Origin of the sequence: Rhodococcus sp. 5A-K4 (genome assembly GCF_046097995.1) — a bacterium.
GTDB classification, from domain to species: domain Bacteria; phylum Actinomycetota; class Actinomycetes; order Mycobacteriales; family Mycobacteriaceae; genus Rhodococcus_F; species Rhodococcus_F erythropolis.
In genome coordinates, this window is record NZ_JBJURM010000011.1 from 1 (window position 1) to 15,374 (window position 15,374).

Below are 15,374 nucleotides of genomic sequence, written 5' to 3' on the forward strand. Positions count from 1 at the left end.
ACTGCAACTCGTGCCGGACACGCACCAGATCGAGAACCTCACCCTTGAGGCCCTCACCATCCAGCTGCCATGCTTCCCGACTGTCCATGCCCAAAGTCTAATCGAACATACTTTCGATAACCAGAGACATAACGGACAGGTTTCAAGAAACATCGAACTCGAGACCGGTTGATATGTAACTACTTTCAGAAAATCTCAAAACCTGATCATCGACCACCGAGCGGCAGAACTCCCCCGCCGACGGGATAGGGCGGCAGCGTTCCCACAAGCGTCGGTGTCAATGTGGTCGCAGACGGATCTGCACGACCGAGAGTGAATTTCCGAACTTCGGCACCCGTTCCGTTGCTGCCGCTGACGAGGAGATCCGCGCCGGCAGTCGTGCTCGTCGTGGCCACTCCCACACCCGACCCTGGAGCGGTGAACGGGTCGAACGCTGCAACCTCCCGAAACGCCACGTCCGTCGAATGGTGATCTGGACTCTCGAGGTACATCTCGGGTGCACCGTCGAGCCTGGATCCACTCGAAAAGACGCGGATTGATCCTTCTCCTCCGAGCATGCCTGCCACTATCGACTTTGCGCCACCCTCGGCGCCGGCCACCCAACCCGTCGACAGAGACACCCCGTCGCGGTAGCCCTGGCCGAATGCCAAGAACTGTGATGTCGTTACAGGACCATTCGTATGACCTGCGTGTTCATCGGAGTCGCCCTCCGCAGCCGCAGTCGGTTCGTACAGGTCGTAGCGGAACGTCTTGATCAACGACTCCTCGCCCGGACCCGGTGCGGTCACGATGCTCGCTCGACCGGAGTGACTGTCAACCATTCCGGTTGCGAACGTGACTCCGCTACTCGATCCCGGGTACGGCGAGAACGAACCGAATTCTGCGGGTGCGGACCTCTTGTCCGCCGGAAGGTCGGTGGAGTAAATCTTGACCTGCGACTCCATCCCTGGGCCCGAGGCAACGATGATGTTGTCCGCCAGTGCGTTTCCGTCGATATCGACGCCGCCGATGTTCACTCCGCCACGAAAACCCACATCGAAGGGGGCGAATCTTGCCAACTCGTCGGTGAACGGCACGCCGCCGACTGCGTTGTACGCCACCACTTCCGGAGCCGAGCCTGCCCCTGTTCCAGCGACCAGATCAAGCACCATGTCTCCGTTCACGTCCGCCATCGCAACACTCGGGGTGCCTTCGAACGACGGGAAGGGCGTCACAGCGGTGATCAGTTTGTCGCCGTTGGCATCGAATATCTGCACCTTGGCGGGCACGCCGGCCGAACCAGGTACCGCGACGGCATACGTCGATACCTCGGGAATCACGCTGACGGTAGCCATCAAACCGTTGTCCTCGTGGTTGAGTCGGTGGCAGTGAATCACAAAGGTTCCGGTGTACTCGGTGAACTTCGTTCGCAACGTCACTGACGCAGGCTCGAGAGCATTCTCATTCTCGTCAGTCACCGGAGCAGGCACGTTCACATTGTCGATCCCCCAGGGCTGAACCCCTGTAGTCGTCCCTGCGACGGGATCAACTACTTCCATCACTTGGAAGTCGTTCACGTGAATATGCATCGGGTGTTCGTCGTTGTTGAGGTTCGTGATCTTCCATTCTTCAACGGAATTCAGCCGTGGTTGAATCAGCGGGATGTTGGGGAACGTGTTGTCGGCGAATTCGTAGGTGAAGGCCTTCGGATCGCTGTTGCTGGCCTTCTCGTTTCCGAACCCACCGGACACTGTGAGGTTGCGGGTCACGTCGGGCGTCATCGCTGCTGTATCCACGAACGAGGTGTAGGTATCGAGCTTCTGTCCGAACTCGAAGGGAGTCGTCTTCCCTTCGCCCTCGTCTGGCGTCGCGCGGATCAACTGCTGAGTCGGGAACGTGAAGAATCCGTCCGCGTAACTGATCACCGACGGGTCGACGGTGACGGTTCCGAGTTCGGCGCGCGGATTGTCGGTACCGTTGTTGGTATAGAGAATGCCCGGATTGCTCACCGGTTTCGCACCTTCCAGCGGTGGCATCTCCAGCACCAGATCGCCGGACTCCGGCATCGTCACGGCGATTGCATAGCGCGAGGCCGGCGGAATCACCAGCCTGGTTCCGTCCCCGTCCACGGGTGGCCTGACCTCGTCGAACGGGTTTCCGTCCTGCCCCACGATTGCGAACTTCGGATGGGTGCCGGTTGCGGTTTCCGTCAACGTAACCGGCATGTAGGCAAAGTCGCTGATGTTGGCAAGCACCCAGATCTCGGTCTGCCCCGGCTTCAGTTTCAGCGACGGCTGGAACTGACCGTTCACGGTGTACTGCACATCGCGTTGGTTGTCCGGTAGTGAGGGATCGGCCGGAACACTCGTCGATTCACCCACGAAGCTCTGCAGATTGCCTGGAACGAATTGATTCTGTCCACGATGATTGGCCGGGGACAACGGTCCCGCGTACCAGTTGGTGAAATACTGCGCGCCCTCGGTCGTGTCCGAGAAATTCACCGGAGCAAGGCTCGGACGGTACGTCCCGTCGGCTAATTCCGTACCGGCGGGTGGCGTCAACGTACTGACGAATTGGGGCCAGTTCGCGTCGTTGAGCTGTCGGCCCTTTCCTTTGCGGTCGAATACGAAGTTGTACTGCAGTGCCATATCGCGAATCGGAACGTCGTTTGCCGTCACGACAGGCAAATTCCCGTCCGGCCGGCCGATTTCCAGTAGCCCGGCCAAGCCCATGTACGTCTGCTGGGCGGTGAGGGTGTGCCGGTGACTGTGGTACCAGTAGAGACCGTTCGGCATCGTCCCCGGAATCGCGTAGTCGTACACGTTTCCCTGGCCGGCGGGAATGTTGAGCAACACGTTGTCCGCATTGCCGTCCGGACTCACGTGCACTCCGTGCGTGTGCAGATTCAGCGGAGCCGACGTCAGCGCCGGCGGATAGATCGGCACGTCCCCGCCCGCCGGTGTGAATGCCGGATCGTAGAAGTCCTCGATCGTGAGATCCTGCAAATCGTTGTCGTAATGAATGATCAATCGCTCTCCGGGATTGACGCGGAGAGTCGGCGCCGGATAGACGTCACTCGCCGAGGTCGATCCGTCCGACGCCGTACCGCGGATGACCTCGTACCCGAAGAGCAGAAAATTCGACACGGGCGCCGAAGCGGTATCGAGCGGAATCACTCCCTGATGAGCGGACAAGCGCACCTCGAGAACACCATCTCGGCTACTCAGTTTCACCGGCTCCCGGTAGTCGACGGCGGTTCCGTCCGAGCCGTAGTTGGCGCCCACCTCGGGCGCCGATTCAGCGGACGTACACGCGGCCAACGCCATCGTCATGGACACCACTACTGCTGCGGCTAACGACTTTCCTCGCAGTGCGATCACTGGTTTCCCCGTTCCATGGTGGCGTGAGATACGTCCGATCAGCGCTCATCAGCCTATCGAGAAAACATCGGCTGAACAGTACATTCACGACAAATTGCCCGCTTGAGCGCTGCACCTTGCAAGCAGTCTCAGCAAACCGATCAGAAATCGAGAAGCACAGCCAAGGGACCCGCAATTACGTTGAAACACATGAACACACCACAGAAGTCCACTTCCGACCACACGTCGTCAATCCACACATCAGCAGGGAGCGCCCAGATAACCACCGCGCAATCCGTGATCCTCGACGTTCCCGACCTCGTCGCAGCCGAAGCCTTCTACAACGCTCTCGGCGTCGGAGATCGAATCCAGCTACGCGAATCGAACGAACCGACAACCGGGTTTCGTGGGTACACCCTTTCGCTCGTCGTCTCCCAACCGAACATCGTCGACGCCTTCGTCGGCGCCGCACTCGCAGCCGGTGCCGCCGTCTTGAAGCCGGTGAAGAAATCCCTCTGGGGATACGGCGGAGTCGTTCAGGCTCCAGACGGTTCGATCTGGAAGATCGCCACGTCGTCGAAGAAGAACAATGGACCCGCCACCCGCACAATCGACAGCCTCGTGCTGCTGCTCGGCGCCGAAGACGTCAAGGCCAGCAAGCAGTTCTACCTCGACCACGGCCTCGAGGTGTCGAAGAGCTTCGGCCGCAAGTACGTCGAATTCACCAGCGCAGCAAACAATGTCACGCTGGCACTGTACGGCCGAGGCGCCCTGGCAAAGGACGCCGGGCTCGCTCCCGAGGGCACCGGATCGCACCGAATCACCATCACCGGTGCGTCCGAACCCTTCGCGGATCCTGACGGTTTCGCCTGGGAAGTCGCGTCCGCTTGACATCAGGCACAGATCACCGGGAAGGCGATCGGTATCCGACCTCGGAGTTCGGCGCGTCATGCGCCGGGTACGCATGCACCAAGGCGGTACCGAGTTTGGGTACCGCGTGAGTGAGCGAATGCTCGGCGCTGTGTGCAATCGCGTGAGCTTCGGCAAGCGTTGCCCGGGGATCGATGTCGAGTTCTGCATCGGCATGCAGTCGGTGTCCGATCCACCGCATCTTCAGATCACGAACACCGAGGACTCCGGGTTCGTGCATCAATGCATGCTCGGCGCCGTCCACCAACTCCGGTTCGACGCCGTCCATCAACCGCCGGAAGACGTCTCGCGCTGCAGTCCTCAGCACCGCCACGATGGCCACGGTGATGACAAGGCCGATGATCGGATCTGCCAACGGGAAACCCAGCGCAACTCCCCCGGCACCCAGAAGAACTGCGAGCGAGGTGAATCCGTCTGTCCGAGCATGCAATCCATCGGCCACCAGGGCCGCTGAACCGATTTGCCTGCCGACCCTGATCCGATACAACGCCACCAATTCGTTTCCGATGAAACCGATCAAACCTGCCGCCGCTACCCAACCGAGGTGCTCGATCTCGACCGGGTTGATCAATCGCCTCACCGCCTCGACACCGGCGATCACTGCCGACAGTGCGATCATGGCGAGCACGAACAGTCCGGCCAAATCCTCCGCACGCCCGAAACCATAGGTATAGCGCCTGGTTGCAGCGCGCCGACCGAGCGCAAAGGCAATCCAGAGTGGGACTGCCGTGAGCGCGTCGGAGAAGTTGTGAATGGTGTCCGCCAGCAGCGCCACCGAACCCGAGATCGCCACGATCGCAACCTGAGCAACTGCGGTGACTCCGAGCGCGACAAGACTGATCTTGACCGCCCGGATGCCGATTGCGCTCGATTCCAATGCGTCGTCGACACTGTCGGCAGCGTCGTGACTGTGCGGGGAGAACACTTCGCGAACTGCCGATCGAAACCCCTTCGGGCCGTGGACATGGCCGTGACTGTGGCCGTGGCCGTGGCCGTGGCCGTGGGACATCTTTGGTTCGTGCGTCATGACGCACCTTCTTCTTGATCGCTACGATCGACCTTCGCCGAGCGCTCCGGGTGTATCTCCCGAAGTTCACCTTCACTACGGTGATGCCCCGGCAATCCGGGTCCGGCATGCTCCGCATTGAAGACCGCGTCCGTAACCAGTTGGCGCACATGGTCGTTCTCCAGGCGATAGAACACCGTCGTACCATCGCGGCGCGTTCGTACCAACCTTGCCATGCGCAATTTCGCCAGGTGCTGCGACACCGAGGGCGCCGGCTTGCCGACGCGTTCCGCCAGTTCGTTCACCGAGCACTCACGGTCTACCAATGCCCACAAAACCTGCACACGGGTTGCGTCGGCCAGCATGCGGAACACCTCGACTACGAGGTCGACTTGATCATCGGGAAGCTTGCGGCGACAAACACCACTATCTGCGTTCATACGTAGATAGTAGATCATGCTGGACGCCGAAGATGACCTCTCGTCGATTCACCAGTTGTGCAAAGCTTGGCGGCAGAGCCCTTCGCCACTCGCAGACCGGGAGACAACGATGAGTACCGACGATTGGAACGCAGGAATCATTGCGGAATTTCGGGAGAACGAGGGCAAGGTAGGTGGCCCCTTCGAAGGTGCGCCCATGGTGTTGGTCCACCACACAGGACGCAAATCCGGACGCGATTCCGTGAGTCCCATGATGTATCTGGCAGACGAGCAGGATCCGAAGACCATCTACGTTTTTGCATCCAAGGCCGGTGCCCCGACCAACCCCGACTGGTACTACAACCTCGTTGCCACCGACCAGGCAGAGGTCGAGATCGGCACCGAAACATACCCGGTCTCCGTCAGCGAAGTAACCGGCGAGAAGCGTGACCGCATCTACGACGAGCAGGCCAGTCGATACCCGGGATTTGCCGAATATGCGGAGAAGACAGCTGGGATCCGCACAATCCCGGTGGTGGCACTGACTCGCGCGTAAATCCAGGTAGCGCCTCCCTGTCGTTTCCATTCGGAAACGGCAGGGATCGTTTGTACGGAATTAGGTCGCTGAAGAGGCTTTGACCTCAGCCTTCGAATGCCGTCCGAGCAGCACGTATCCGACCCAGGATCCGACAACCACTGTCGCCGCGAGCGCCTGTACCAGGCCTTCGATACTCGCCGGATAGAACACGCCGGTGATGTAGTGCGAGATGAATCCGGTGGACGGCAACTCCGCGATACCGGCCATTCGGCGGGCCCAGTTCTCGAGATTGGTCAGCGGGCAGTCATATCCGACCGCTATCGAACCGGCTCCCCAGACGACTGCAAGAAGGTGAAAACCGATGGTACGACGCCACTTCCACGCCACGAACCCACCCAGCACCACATAGAGGACAAACGCGAAGTGGACGAACACCGTCACTACTTCGATGAGCCGATACACCATCGTCGTCTCCGCTCGTGGCGCGGAAGTCCCGCAACAACCAGACTAATCCGATGTTAGTCCTCGTAGAGGTGATCTACCCGGTGTATGCAGCGGTCGTGCGAGCAGCGGCGGCTGCAGCCGCATCCGGGTCGTCGCCCGATGCGATCGCAGCTTCGGCCCACAGTTCACTGCTTCCCGCGATGAATGCCCTGGCCTCGTCGCTCGCCGACCACTCAGGTGTCTCGAGTGGCGTCGCGATCCCCAGTTCCATGTGGCGAGCCAGCCCGAGCAGTCCCATGTCCCACCCGACACCGACGGCACCTGGACCGTACTCGGCCCACCGATCCGGCGCCACGTCCGCGGCGTGTTCGAAGTCGAACAGCGTTGCACCACTGCCTTTTTCGGCGAGATTCACGGTCACGTAGCTCACATCGCCGCCGTATTCCCAGGTGATGCGAAGTGTTCGAGGAGCATCGCACGCCAAAATTTCGCCGCCGGCGTTGCCCTCGAGCTGATAGTGGCCGCCGATCCTGGCTTCTCCCCCGACCGGCATGAACCATTGGGGAATGCGGTCGAACTCGGTGATCGCCGCCCAGACCGTGCCGATGGGCGCCGCGAGGGTCCGCGACATGCGCAACGTGCGTGTTTTCGACTCGTCACCGCCGAACGGGCTCAGCTCTCGCGCTACCACCTGCAACGAATCAACCGCTCTGTCGACCACGACGCTCCTTGGTTCGGGAAAACTTCAGCTCAGTCGCTGCTGTAGATGTACCGATACTTCTTCTCCAGCGGCGCTCTTGCCGATCGCCTTGCAGAGCGCCACGCGCAGCGGAAGCCAGTGTGGACCGTCACCGGACGGCATCAGCGTCGCCTCGAAGGGATGTTCACCATCGAGAGTCCCGACCACCTTCACAGCGCGCCTGGTTCCCAGAAGTTCCGCCGAACCAGGCACCGTCAGAAATGTCGCGAACGCCCCGTCTTTCTCGATGGGAGCGGTGAAGGCGTAATCGAGCGGTTGTGGAGTCTTGTCAGCGGCCATCTCGTGTCACTGTTCCGCAGCGAGTAGGACGTCGGTGTCGAAACAGGTGTGAGTGCCGGTGTGGCACGCGGCGCCCTCCTGATCGACGATCAGCAAGACCGAATCGCCGTCACAGTCGAGTCGCACTTCGTGGACGTACTGAGTGTGCCCCGACGTCTCACCCTTGACCCAGTACTGCTGGCGCGAGCGCGAATAGTACGTCCCCTTACGGGTTTCCAGTGTTCGCGCGAGCGCTTCGTCGTCCATCCACGCGACCATCAGCACATCACCGGTCGACTTCTCCTGAGCAACCGCGCTGAACAGTCCGGCGTCGTTTCGCTTCAGCTTCGCCGCGATTGCGGGATCAAGACTCATATGACGTTTATACCTTCCACCTGTGACTTCCGTGGAATTCCCCTGCTTGGTCGCCGTAGAATGGAAGTTTCTTCGCTTCTCGCTCTGGAAGAGGATCCGACATGAACCATCAACGTCATGACGGCCCACACCCGGAGTACACCTGCCACCTCGTGAACGCGAGCACCGATCGCGTCCCGGCCCGCCACGTCGTTGTCGGGATCGGCACAGGCCTGAGCAGCAAGAATGTCGTCAGCTACGGATTGACGCTTGCCGCCAAGGAGGATTCAGCACTCCACGTCGTTCACTGCATCACGTCCGAGGACTTGCCTGTCGAAACCGACTCACCACAGTTCGAAACGCGTCTGCACGACGAGATGGTGTCGCAACGCGAACAGACAACCTCGACACTTGCCTCGCACACGGACACCTGGACATACGACTGTACCTACGGCGACCCGGCCGGTGTCATCCTCGCGACCGCGGACAAGTACGACGCCTTCACCATCGTGATCGGCTCACCGCGAAAGGGCGCTGCCTCCGCGGTGAGCCAACTGATACACAGCTCGGTCTCTTCCCGACTGAACCGGCAGAACCGCTATCCCGTGATATCGGTTCCGAGCGGAGTCAGATCGGCGAGATAGCCGAACACGGGGCATGCCCGCCTAGCTGATCGAATAATCCTCGAGCGGAAAGCGTTTCGCTTCGACAAACGCATTGCGTGTAGACGTGGGCCGCAGGATCGCAGCCTCCCCGTGCTGATTGAAGTAGTAGCTCCGCGCAGTCTGGCAACTGCCGCCGTAAAAGACGGAGTCCGCGAGGTTCTCCGTCATCCGGTCCAGGAACTCGGCGTTGGCGGTTTCGGTGACCTCGAACGTCTCCGCGCCACGCCGCTTCACCTCGCCGAACAGTCGATCCATGTGCTGCATCTGGGATTCGATAGTCGTGAAGTAGGACAACCCGCTGTACGAGTACGGACTGGCGAGCGTGAGGAAATTGGGGAAGTAGGGAACCGTGACCCCCTCATAGGCCTGGAAACGGTTGTCGCGCCACCACTTACCGAGGTTTCGGCCCTCACGGCCGATAACCTCGATGGCCGGAAAGTTCACATCCCAGAGGTTGAATCCCGTTGCCAGCACCAGCGTGTCGATCTCGGTCTTGCGGCCGTCGGCCGTGACGATTCCGTCGGCAGCAATGTGGTCGATCGACGTGGTTTCGAGGTGCACGTTGTCTTTGGTGAAGGTACGGAAATAGCTGTTCGAGAATGTGGGTCGCTTGCACCCGAAGTCGTAGTCCGGTGTGAGTTGCTCGCGGAGATGCGCGTCACGGACCTGCGATCGCAGAAACGCTCGTGATGCGGCTGCAGCGCCCTTGTTCAACAGTTTGACCTGCTTGTAATGCAGGACCGCACTGACCATGATCATTTCGAGTATCGACGAACTGACAGCGCGGGCGATTCGCTGGGTGAGCGGAATGCGCGAGAACAGCTTCTGCACTGCGCTCGGAATGGGGACGTCGATCTTGGGAACGACCCAGATCGGGGTGCGTTGGTAGACGGTCAACTCTGCGGCCTGCCGCGCCACCTCGGGGATCAACTGCACGGCGGTGGCGCCGGTTCCGATGATTGCAGTCTTGGTGCCCGACAAGTCGTAGGAATCGTCCCAGGCGGTGGTGTGGATGATCTTGCCCGCAAATTCGTCGATACCGGAGATGTCCGGTCGATGGGGCTGCGAGAGGAAACCCGTCGCAGTCAGGAGGTACTTGGCAGTGATGTCCGGTGCCCCCTCCACGGAGACCACCCAGTGCGAGGAATCTTCGTCCCAGCGGGCTCCGTTGACCACGGCACCGAACGTCATGTGCTTCCGCAGGTCGTACTTGTCCGCGACATGATCGGCGTACTTCTTGAGTTCGGCACCCGGTGCGAAGAGCCTGGACCAGTTCGGATTGGGCTCGAACGAATACGAGTAGGTGACCGACGCGATGTCGACAGCCAAACCGGGATAGCGGTTGACGTGCCAGGTTCCACCCAGATCGTCCTCACGCTCGAGGATCGCCAGGTTGTCCAGGCCCATCCGCTTGAGTTGAATGGCCGCACCCATTCCGCCGAAGCCCGCCCCCACCACTACTGCGTCGTACTGCACTGCCATCGGAGAATCCCTCTCATGAACTGCACACCCATGAACCACGCACCCGTGAACTGCACATCAGAAACTGACACGTCATTCCGTTATTGAGAACGGTATCATTCCAGACGTGACGAAGGCCATGACCCGAGCGGAACGAAAAAAAGCGGAATTGCGCCGCGAGATCATCGACGCATCATTCGAGTGCTTCGCGGAACGCGGCTACCACGCGACCGGAATTGCCGATATCGCAACAACTCTCGGAATCGGTCACGGCACGTTCTACCGATACTTCGAGAACAAGCGCGACATCATCGACCACGTCATCGACGATCTGATCGCAAAGATCATCAGCGCACTCGCCGTCGAAAATGCCCCTGACGCAGCAAATACATTGGACGAGTACCGCGCCCAGGTCGGTCGCATCGCCGAAGCGCTCCCCCGCATCTTCTTCGACGACCCGCGCATTCCGCGGGTTCTGCTCTTCGAGACGACAGGCGTCGACGCCGATCTCACTGGCCGGATGCTCGATCTACTCGACCAGTCGGCATCCTTGACCGCGGCGTACCTGCATCACGGAGTCGAATGCGGCTATCTACGCGCCGACCTCGACGTCGACAACACTGCGCAGGCCGTCAACGGCATGATGCTGGCAAGTGCGATTCAAGGATTGCGAGCCGATTCGTCCGTCGACTGCACCACGCTGAACCAAGCCATCAGCCGCCTCATGTTCGACGGAATCCGCGCCGAGAACGCCTAGCGAACGACGATTCCCTCGGCACGCATCGCATCCTTGACCTCCGGGATGCTCAGATCGCCGAAGTGGAAGACGCTCGCTGCGAGAACTGCGTCTGCGCCCGCTTCGACTGCCGGGGCAAAGTGCTCGACCACGCCGGCACCGCCACTGGCGATCACCGGTACGTGGACTGCCGCCCGGACAGCGCGGATCATCAGAAGGTCGAAGCCCGCTTTGGTGCCGTCGGCGTCCATCGAGTTGAGCAGGATCTCCCCCACTCCCAACTCGGCACCACGCTCGGCCCACTCGACAGCGTCGATGCCCGTGCCGCGCTTGCCCCCGTGCGTGGTGACCTCCCACCCCGACGGTGTGTCCGGCTGCCCCTGGGGAACGGTGCGGGCGTCGACCGAGAGGACGATGCACTGCGAGCCGAAACGCTCACTCAGTTCCTTGAGCAGTTCCGGGCGCGCAATCGCCGCGGTGTTGACGCTGACCTTGTCGGCACCGGCACGCAGCAGACGATCGACGTCCGCGACCGTGCGCACTCCACCGCCGACGGTCAGAGGAATGAAAACCTGCTCGGCAGTACGACTTACGACGTCGAGCATCGTGCCACGATCCGACGTGGAGGCGGTGACGTCCAGGAAGGTCAGTTCGTCGGCGCCCTGAGCGTCGTACGCTGCCGCGAGTTCCACCGGATCTCCGGCGTCGCGAAGATTCTCGAAGTTGACACCCTTGACCACTCGTCCGGCGTCGACGTCGAGGCACGGAATCACACGAACTGCGAGGGTCATGACTGTGGTCCTCCTGAGGACGAAGCGCGCGGATCACCGAGCGCGTTGAGGATATCGAGAATCTCACCGTGGATGCCCGGGGCGGCAGCGAGCACCGACTCCGATTCTACGGTCCACGGGTTGCCGGCCAGATCGGTGACCACCCCACCCGCACCGCGAACGAGAGCGACCCCGGCCGCGTTGTCCCACGCGTTGCGGCCGTAGACGATCGCTCCGCCCAGGATGCCGGCCGCCGTGAAAGCGAGATCGACTCCGGTGGAGCCGTGTATCCGGATCCGCGAGGACACTTTGCTGATCTCGGCGAGGAGGTCGAGACGGAAACTGCCGGGGATCCGGCCGCGACTGTTGACGTTGAGGGCACCCAATCCGACGATCGACGACGCCAGATCGGTTGGCTCCAGCGGCGGTACGGCGATTCCGTTGACCAACAACGGACCGCCGGCACGAGTGGCGTACGTGTGACCGATCAACGGAAGCCAGGTCAATCCGAGCACCGGGACACCATCGTCGAGAAGCGCCAACAGTGTTCCGGCAGTAGGCAATCCGGCCGAATAGTTGAAAGTACCGTCGACGGGGTCGAGAACCCAGACGAGCCCCGAACCGACGTCTGGGCCGCCGAATTCCTCGCCGTGCACCTCGATGCCGGTCTGCTCGAACAACTCCGCGGTCAACCGCTTCTCGAGCGCAAGATCGACCTCGGTGGCAAAATCACCCCAGCCCTTGCGGACCGCACTCGGGGCGCCGACACCGGCGACGAACTGATCGTGGACGCCATCGAGAAGCCGACCCGCAATCGCGAGAAGTTCGTCGAGGTCACGCGTCGGAGTCATCTGGAAAATCTATCCGGAAACTGCTGCCAGCGCTTCGGGGAGAGTGAAGCGACCGGCATACAGCGCCTTGCCCACGATCGCGCCCTCGACACCCTGATCAACCAGGCTGGAAATGGCGAGCAGATCCTCGATGGTCGACACACCACCGGAGGCGACGACGTGAGCGTCGGTGACAGCGCAGACCTGACTGAGAAGTTCGAGGTTGGGACCGGTGAGTGTGCCGTCTTTGGAGACGTCGGTGACGACGTAACGGGTGCAGCCGTCGCGATCGAGACGGGCCAGGGTCTCCCACAGATCGCCGCCGTCGGTGACCCAGCCGCGCCCACGGGTGCGGTACTGGCCGTCGACCAGACGAACGTCGAGTCCGACGGCGATCTTGTCGCCGTACTTGGCCAATGCACGGGCACACCACTCGGGATCTTCGATAGCGGCGGTTCCGAGATTGACGCGGGCACAGCCTGTGGCCAGTGCAGCTTCCAGGGAAGCGTCGTCGCGGATTCCTCCGGAGAGTTCCACCTTGACCGTCAGGTCGCCGATGACGCCTGCCAGCAGTTCGCTGTTGGACCCACGCCCGAAAGCGGCGTCGAGGTCGACAAGATGCACCCATTCGGCACCGTCGTTCTGCCACGCAAGAGCAGCGTCGCGGGGCGACCCGTAACCGGTCTCACTTCCCGCCTCTCCTTGCACGAGGCGAACAGCTTCACCGTTGACAACATCTACAGCAGGCAAAAGGACCAGGCTCACGTGCGGTAACCCTAGTAGGTCAGGACCTCGAACCGTCTTCCGGGTCACCGAACGCTTTTCGGGTCATCCGCTTGGATACGACGCCCATTGCCGCGATCGCAGCAACGACCCCCACGAGACCGATCGCGAGACCGACACCCGGCGAGGGTTTGAGCACGACGATGACGACGGTGGCGACCGCCAACGCAGCCACAGCGGCGCCGAGCGAGAACAACGCCAGACGAGCGAGGGAAAAGTCGTCGCCGCGGTTCGGGCCGGAACTCCCGGTCACAAACTCTGCACCCAGTTGCTCAGCAACTCGGCGCCTGCGTCGCCGGATTTCTCGGGGTGGAACTGCGTTGCCGACAACGCACCGTTCTCGACGGCAGCGAGGAACTTTCCGCCGTGATCTGCCCACGTCAGCTTCGGAGGTGCGATGTGCTCGGACGGCGCGAGTTCCCAACTCTGCACACCGTACGAGTGAACGAAGTAGAAGCGGGTGTCGGCGTCGATACCCTTGAACAGCGTGCTCGACTCCGGAGCCTCCACGGTGTTCCAGCCCATGTGCGGCAAAACCTCTGCTTGCAGCCTCTCGACGGTGCCAGGCCATTCGCCGCAGCCCTCCGCCTCGACACCGAATTCGACTCCGCGGTCGAACAGAATCTGCATGCCGACGCAGATACCCAGCACCGGTCGGCCACCGGCCAAGCGTCTACCGATGATTCGGTCACCCTGAACTGCGCGCAGACCTTCCATGCAGGCCGCGAACGCGCCGACACCGGGCACCACCAGACCGTCCGCCGCTAATGCAACCTTCATATCGTTGGTCACCTCCACCTGCGCCCCGGTGCGCGCCAGTGCGCGAGTAGCCGAATGCAGGTTGCCGGAGCCGTAATCGAGTACAGCAATCGTGGAAGCGCTCATGCCCCAACTCTATCGGGCAACCCTGCTGCCGATCACTTTGCCGCCCGCGGCCAGTGCCGGGAGCAGAGCGACAACGACCGCGGAGACCGCGAAGACCCACGCATAGCCGGCAGTCGTGGCCACGAATCCCAACGCCAGTGCACCGATTCCGGTGCCGGCGTCGTAGCCGATGTTCCAGATCGCGCTGGCGGATCCGAGTTGCCTCGGGCCGGCAGCCTGAAACGCCATGACCAAGGATTCGTTCTGCACCGCCCCGAACCCGAGCCCGAAAAGGACCGCCGCGCAGAACAAGACCGGCGTCGACCCGCCGTCGACGTTGATCGCGAACAGCACCAATCCGATGGTCGACGACGCCAATGCCGGCGCGAGTGTCCGACCACTGCCGAGACGATCGGCGATCAGGCCCGCCGAGTACCGGCCGATCAACATCGATCCACTGGCGGTCGCCAACACCACACCTGCAACGGCCGCGCGCTCCGAGATTGCGATCGGCAGTAGAGACGACAGCCCGCCGAACGACGCGGACACACACGCCAGAGCGAGCACCGGGACCAAGACGACGAACACACTCAACCGGGCGGATTCGCCGGTGGGCTGGGCGAAGATCTTCGGCAACCCGGCAATGGCCACCAGCGCGAGTGCCGGGATCAGCGCACCGAGAACGAACACCGGTGTCGCCGACCACCGTTCCATGATCGCAAGCCCCAGCGGAAGCCCCGCCATTTGTGACGCTGCGATCGCGATTCCCTGAGCGCCGGTGGCACGGCCCAGAATTCGTTTGGGCGCCAACTCCGCCACGAGCGCGCTGCCGGCAACCGTCAGCATGCCGAAACCGATTCCTCGCACCGCGGAAACCGCCAGGACGGGGCCGGCGTCGGCCGAGATCAACAGCACCAACGACGGTGGACCGAGGAGCAGACATCCGACCGCCAGCACGCGCCGGTAGCCCTGCGTCCGCAACAACCGAGGCACGAGCAGTTGCGTCACGACCGTGGCCGCCATGAAGACACCGGTCACCGATCCGGCAAGCGCATCCGATCCGCCGGAATGCGCAACCAGCAACGGCACCACCGGCAACAGCAACGACCAGCCACCGAAAGCTGCCGCCGCCATGATCAGGACACCGATCATGCCCGGAGTGCGAAGCAACCCCGGCGATGGAGCAGGATCTTGCGTCTCAGACACAGTCACTTTTCG

Annotated in this window: 18 protein-coding genes; 4 read left to right on the plus strand and 14 right to left on the minus strand. The window is 61.8% G+C overall.

Going from position 1 to position 15,374, the window contains the following annotated elements; translation table 11 throughout:
- Positions 1-206 precede the first annotated feature (206 nt).
- Entirely contained in the window at positions 207-3,311 is a 3,105-nt protein-coding gene (locus ACKAMS_RS15970) for a multicopper oxidase family protein (protein ID WP_408989284.1), read from the minus strand.
- 306 nt (positions 3,312-3,617) lie between these two features.
- Between ACKAMS_RS15970 and ACKAMS_RS15975 the strand changes: the two genes are divergently transcribed.
- Positions 3,618-4,229 (plus strand): glyoxalase, encoded by a 612-nt coding sequence (locus ACKAMS_RS15975; protein ID WP_046379926.1) that lies wholly within the window; start codon positions 3,618-3,620, stop codon positions 4,227-4,229.
- 13 nt (positions 4,230-4,242) lie between these two features.
- On the opposite strand, the gene ACKAMS_RS15980 is transcribed toward ACKAMS_RS15975, so the two are convergent.
- Both ACKAMS_RS15980 and ACKAMS_RS15985 read right to left on the minus strand, forming a co-directional pair.
- The gene (locus ACKAMS_RS15980; RefSeq protein ID WP_408989233.1) at positions 4,243-5,295 is read right to left on the minus strand and encodes a cation diffusion facilitator family transporter; all 1,053 of its coding nucleotides are present in this window, start codon (positions 5,293-5,295) and stop codon (positions 4,243-4,245) included.
- Positions 5,292-5,714, minus strand: coding sequence for a metalloregulator ArsR/SmtB family transcription factor (locus ACKAMS_RS15985; RefSeq protein WP_020907992.1), 423 nt, complete (start codon positions 5,712-5,714; stop codon positions 5,292-5,294). Before ACKAMS_RS15985 ends, ACKAMS_RS15980 begins: the two co-directional genes overlap by 4 nt.
- A gap of 109 nt (positions 5,715-5,823) precedes the next feature.
- On the opposite strand from ACKAMS_RS15985, the gene ACKAMS_RS15990 reads away from it, so the two are divergent.
- Complete coding sequence (locus tag ACKAMS_RS15990; protein WP_047889955.1) at positions 5,824-6,249, plus strand: nitroreductase/quinone reductase family protein; 426 nt, start codon at positions 5,824-5,826, stop codon at positions 6,247-6,249.
- A 60-nt stretch (positions 6,250-6,309) separates the two neighbouring features.
- Here the strand turns inward: ACKAMS_RS15990 and ACKAMS_RS15995 are convergent, their stop codons facing one another.
- From ACKAMS_RS15995 to hisI, 4 genes are all read right to left on the minus strand, one after another.
- Complete coding sequence (locus tag ACKAMS_RS15995; RefSeq protein WP_046378658.1) at positions 6,310-6,696, minus strand: DUF2784 domain-containing protein; 387 nt, start codon at positions 6,694-6,696, stop codon at positions 6,310-6,312.
- 73 nt (positions 6,697-6,769) lie between these two features.
- On the minus strand, positions 6,770-7,396 hold the full coding sequence (locus ACKAMS_RS16000) for an SRPBCC family protein (protein WP_408989234.1): 627 nt from the start codon (positions 7,394-7,396) through the stop codon (positions 6,770-6,772).
- Between the two features lie 24 nt (positions 7,397-7,420).
- Positions 7,421-7,714, minus strand: coding sequence for a DUF1905 domain-containing protein (locus ACKAMS_RS16005; RefSeq protein ID WP_019748768.1), 294 nt, complete (start codon positions 7,712-7,714; stop codon positions 7,421-7,423).
- Between the two features lie 6 nt (positions 7,715-7,720).
- Positions 7,721-8,068: a phosphoribosyl-AMP cyclohydrolase gene (gene hisI / locus ACKAMS_RS16010; protein ID WP_003942390.1), complete on the minus strand. Its 348-nt coding sequence runs from the start codon at positions 8,066-8,068 to the stop codon at positions 7,721-7,723.
- Between the two features lie 101 nt (positions 8,069-8,169).
- Between hisI and ACKAMS_RS16015 the strand changes: the two genes are divergently transcribed.
- Entirely contained in the window at positions 8,170-8,691 is a 522-nt protein-coding gene (locus ACKAMS_RS16015) for a universal stress protein (RefSeq protein ID WP_408989235.1), read from the plus strand.
- A 21-nt stretch (positions 8,692-8,712) separates the two neighbouring features.
- Here ACKAMS_RS16015 and ACKAMS_RS16020 read toward each other — a convergent pair whose 3' ends face one another.
- Entirely contained in the window at positions 8,713-10,194 is a 1,482-nt protein-coding gene (locus ACKAMS_RS16020) for a flavin-containing monooxygenase (RefSeq protein ID WP_408989236.1), read from the minus strand.
- A gap of 118 nt (positions 10,195-10,312) precedes the next feature.
- On the opposite strand from ACKAMS_RS16020, the gene ACKAMS_RS16025 reads away from it, so the two are divergent.
- Positions 10,313-10,930 (plus strand): TetR/AcrR family transcriptional regulator, encoded by a 618-nt coding sequence (locus ACKAMS_RS16025; protein ID WP_029255504.1) that lies wholly within the window; start codon positions 10,313-10,315, stop codon positions 10,928-10,930.
- Here the strand turns inward: ACKAMS_RS16025 and hisF are convergent.
- The 6 genes from hisF to ACKAMS_RS16055 are packed head-to-tail and all read right to left on the minus strand — an operon-like array spanning position 10,927 to position 15,308.
- Positions 10,927-11,700 carry an imidazole glycerol phosphate synthase subunit HisF gene (gene hisF, locus ACKAMS_RS16030; protein WP_021344485.1) on the minus strand — a complete coding sequence of 258 codons (774 nt, stop codon included), beginning with the start codon at positions 11,698-11,700 and terminating at the stop codon, positions 10,927-10,929. The genes ACKAMS_RS16025 and hisF overlap by 4 nt on opposite strands.
- On the minus strand, positions 11,697-12,530 hold the full coding sequence (locus ACKAMS_RS16035) for an inositol monophosphatase family protein (RefSeq protein WP_021333657.1): 834 nt from the start codon (positions 12,528-12,530) through the stop codon (positions 11,697-11,699). The genes hisF and ACKAMS_RS16035 overlap by 4 nt, the downstream gene beginning before the upstream one ends.
- A gap of 9 nt (positions 12,531-12,539) precedes the next feature.
- A complete protein-coding gene (gene priA / locus ACKAMS_RS16040; RefSeq protein WP_003942371.1) occupies positions 12,540-13,274 on the minus strand; it encodes a bifunctional 1-(5-phosphoribosyl)-5-((5-phosphoribosylamino)methylideneamino)imidazole-4-carboxamide isomerase/phosphoribosylanthranilate isomerase PriA in 735 nt (244 codons plus the stop codon).
- 19 nt (positions 13,275-13,293) lie between these two features.
- Positions 13,294-13,545, minus strand: coding sequence for a hypothetical protein (locus tag ACKAMS_RS16045; protein ID WP_019748773.1), 252 nt, complete (start codon positions 13,543-13,545; stop codon positions 13,294-13,296).
- The gene (hisH, locus tag ACKAMS_RS16050) at positions 13,542-14,177 is read right to left on the minus strand and encodes an imidazole glycerol phosphate synthase subunit HisH (RefSeq protein WP_003942389.1); all 636 of its coding nucleotides are present in this window, start codon (positions 14,175-14,177) and stop codon (positions 13,542-13,544) included. The genes ACKAMS_RS16045 and hisH overlap by 4 nt, the downstream gene beginning before the upstream one ends.
- 9 nt (positions 14,178-14,186) lie before the next feature.
- On the minus strand, positions 14,187-15,308 hold the full coding sequence (locus ACKAMS_RS16055) for an MFS transporter (protein ID WP_024487482.1): 1,122 nt from the start codon (positions 15,306-15,308) through the stop codon (positions 14,187-14,189).
- Positions 15,309-15,374 lie beyond the last annotated feature (66 nt).

Bases quoted from the DNA above. Each gene is read 5' to 3' on its own strand.
- ACKAMS_RS15970 (WP_408989284.1), bottom strand. From the start codon at position 3,311: ATGACGATGGCGTTGGCCGCGTGTACGTCCGCTGAATCGGCGCCCGAG.
- ACKAMS_RS15980 (WP_408989233.1), bottom strand. From the start codon at position 5,295: ATGACGCACGAACCAAAGATGTCCCACGGCCACGGCCACGGCCACGGC.
- ACKAMS_RS15985 (WP_020907992.1), bottom strand. From the start codon at position 5,714: ATGAACGCAGATAGTGGTGTTTGTCGCCGCAAGCTTCCCGATGATCAA.
- ACKAMS_RS15990 (WP_047889955.1), top strand. From the start codon at position 5,824: ATGAGTACCGACGATTGGAACGCAGGAATCATTGCGGAATTTCGGGAG.
- ACKAMS_RS15995 (WP_046378658.1), bottom strand. From the start codon at position 6,696: ATGGTGTATCGGCTCATCGAAGTAGTGACGGTGTTCGTCCACTTCGCG.
- ACKAMS_RS16005 (WP_019748768.1), bottom strand. From the start codon at position 7,714: ATGGCCGCTGACAAGACTCCACAACCGCTCGATTACGCCTTCACCGCT.
- hisI (WP_003942390.1), bottom strand. From the start codon at position 8,068: ATGAGTCTTGATCCCGCAATCGCGGCGAAGCTGAAGCGAAACGACGCC.
- ACKAMS_RS16015 (WP_408989235.1), top strand. From the start codon at position 8,170: ATGAACCATCAACGTCATGACGGCCCACACCCGGAGTACACCTGCCAC.
- ACKAMS_RS16020 (WP_408989236.1), bottom strand. From the start codon at position 10,194: ATGGCAGTGCAGTACGACGCAGTAGTGGTGGGGGCGGGCTTCGGCGGA.
- ACKAMS_RS16025 (WP_029255504.1), top strand. From the start codon at position 10,313: ATGACCCGAGCGGAACGAAAAAAAGCGGAATTGCGCCGCGAGATCATC.
- hisF (WP_021344485.1), bottom strand. From the start codon at position 11,700: ATGACCCTCGCAGTTCGTGTGATTCCGTGCCTCGACGTCGACGCCGGA.
- ACKAMS_RS16035 (WP_021333657.1), bottom strand. From the start codon at position 12,530: ATGACTCCGACGCGTGACCTCGACGAACTTCTCGCGATTGCGGGTCGG.
- hisH (WP_003942389.1), bottom strand. From the start codon at position 14,177: ATGAGCGCTTCCACGATTGCTGTACTCGATTACGGCTCCGGCAACCTG.
- ACKAMS_RS16055 (WP_024487482.1), bottom strand. From the start codon at position 15,308: ATGATCGGTGTCCTGATCATGGCGGCGGCAGCTTTCGGTGGCTGGTCG.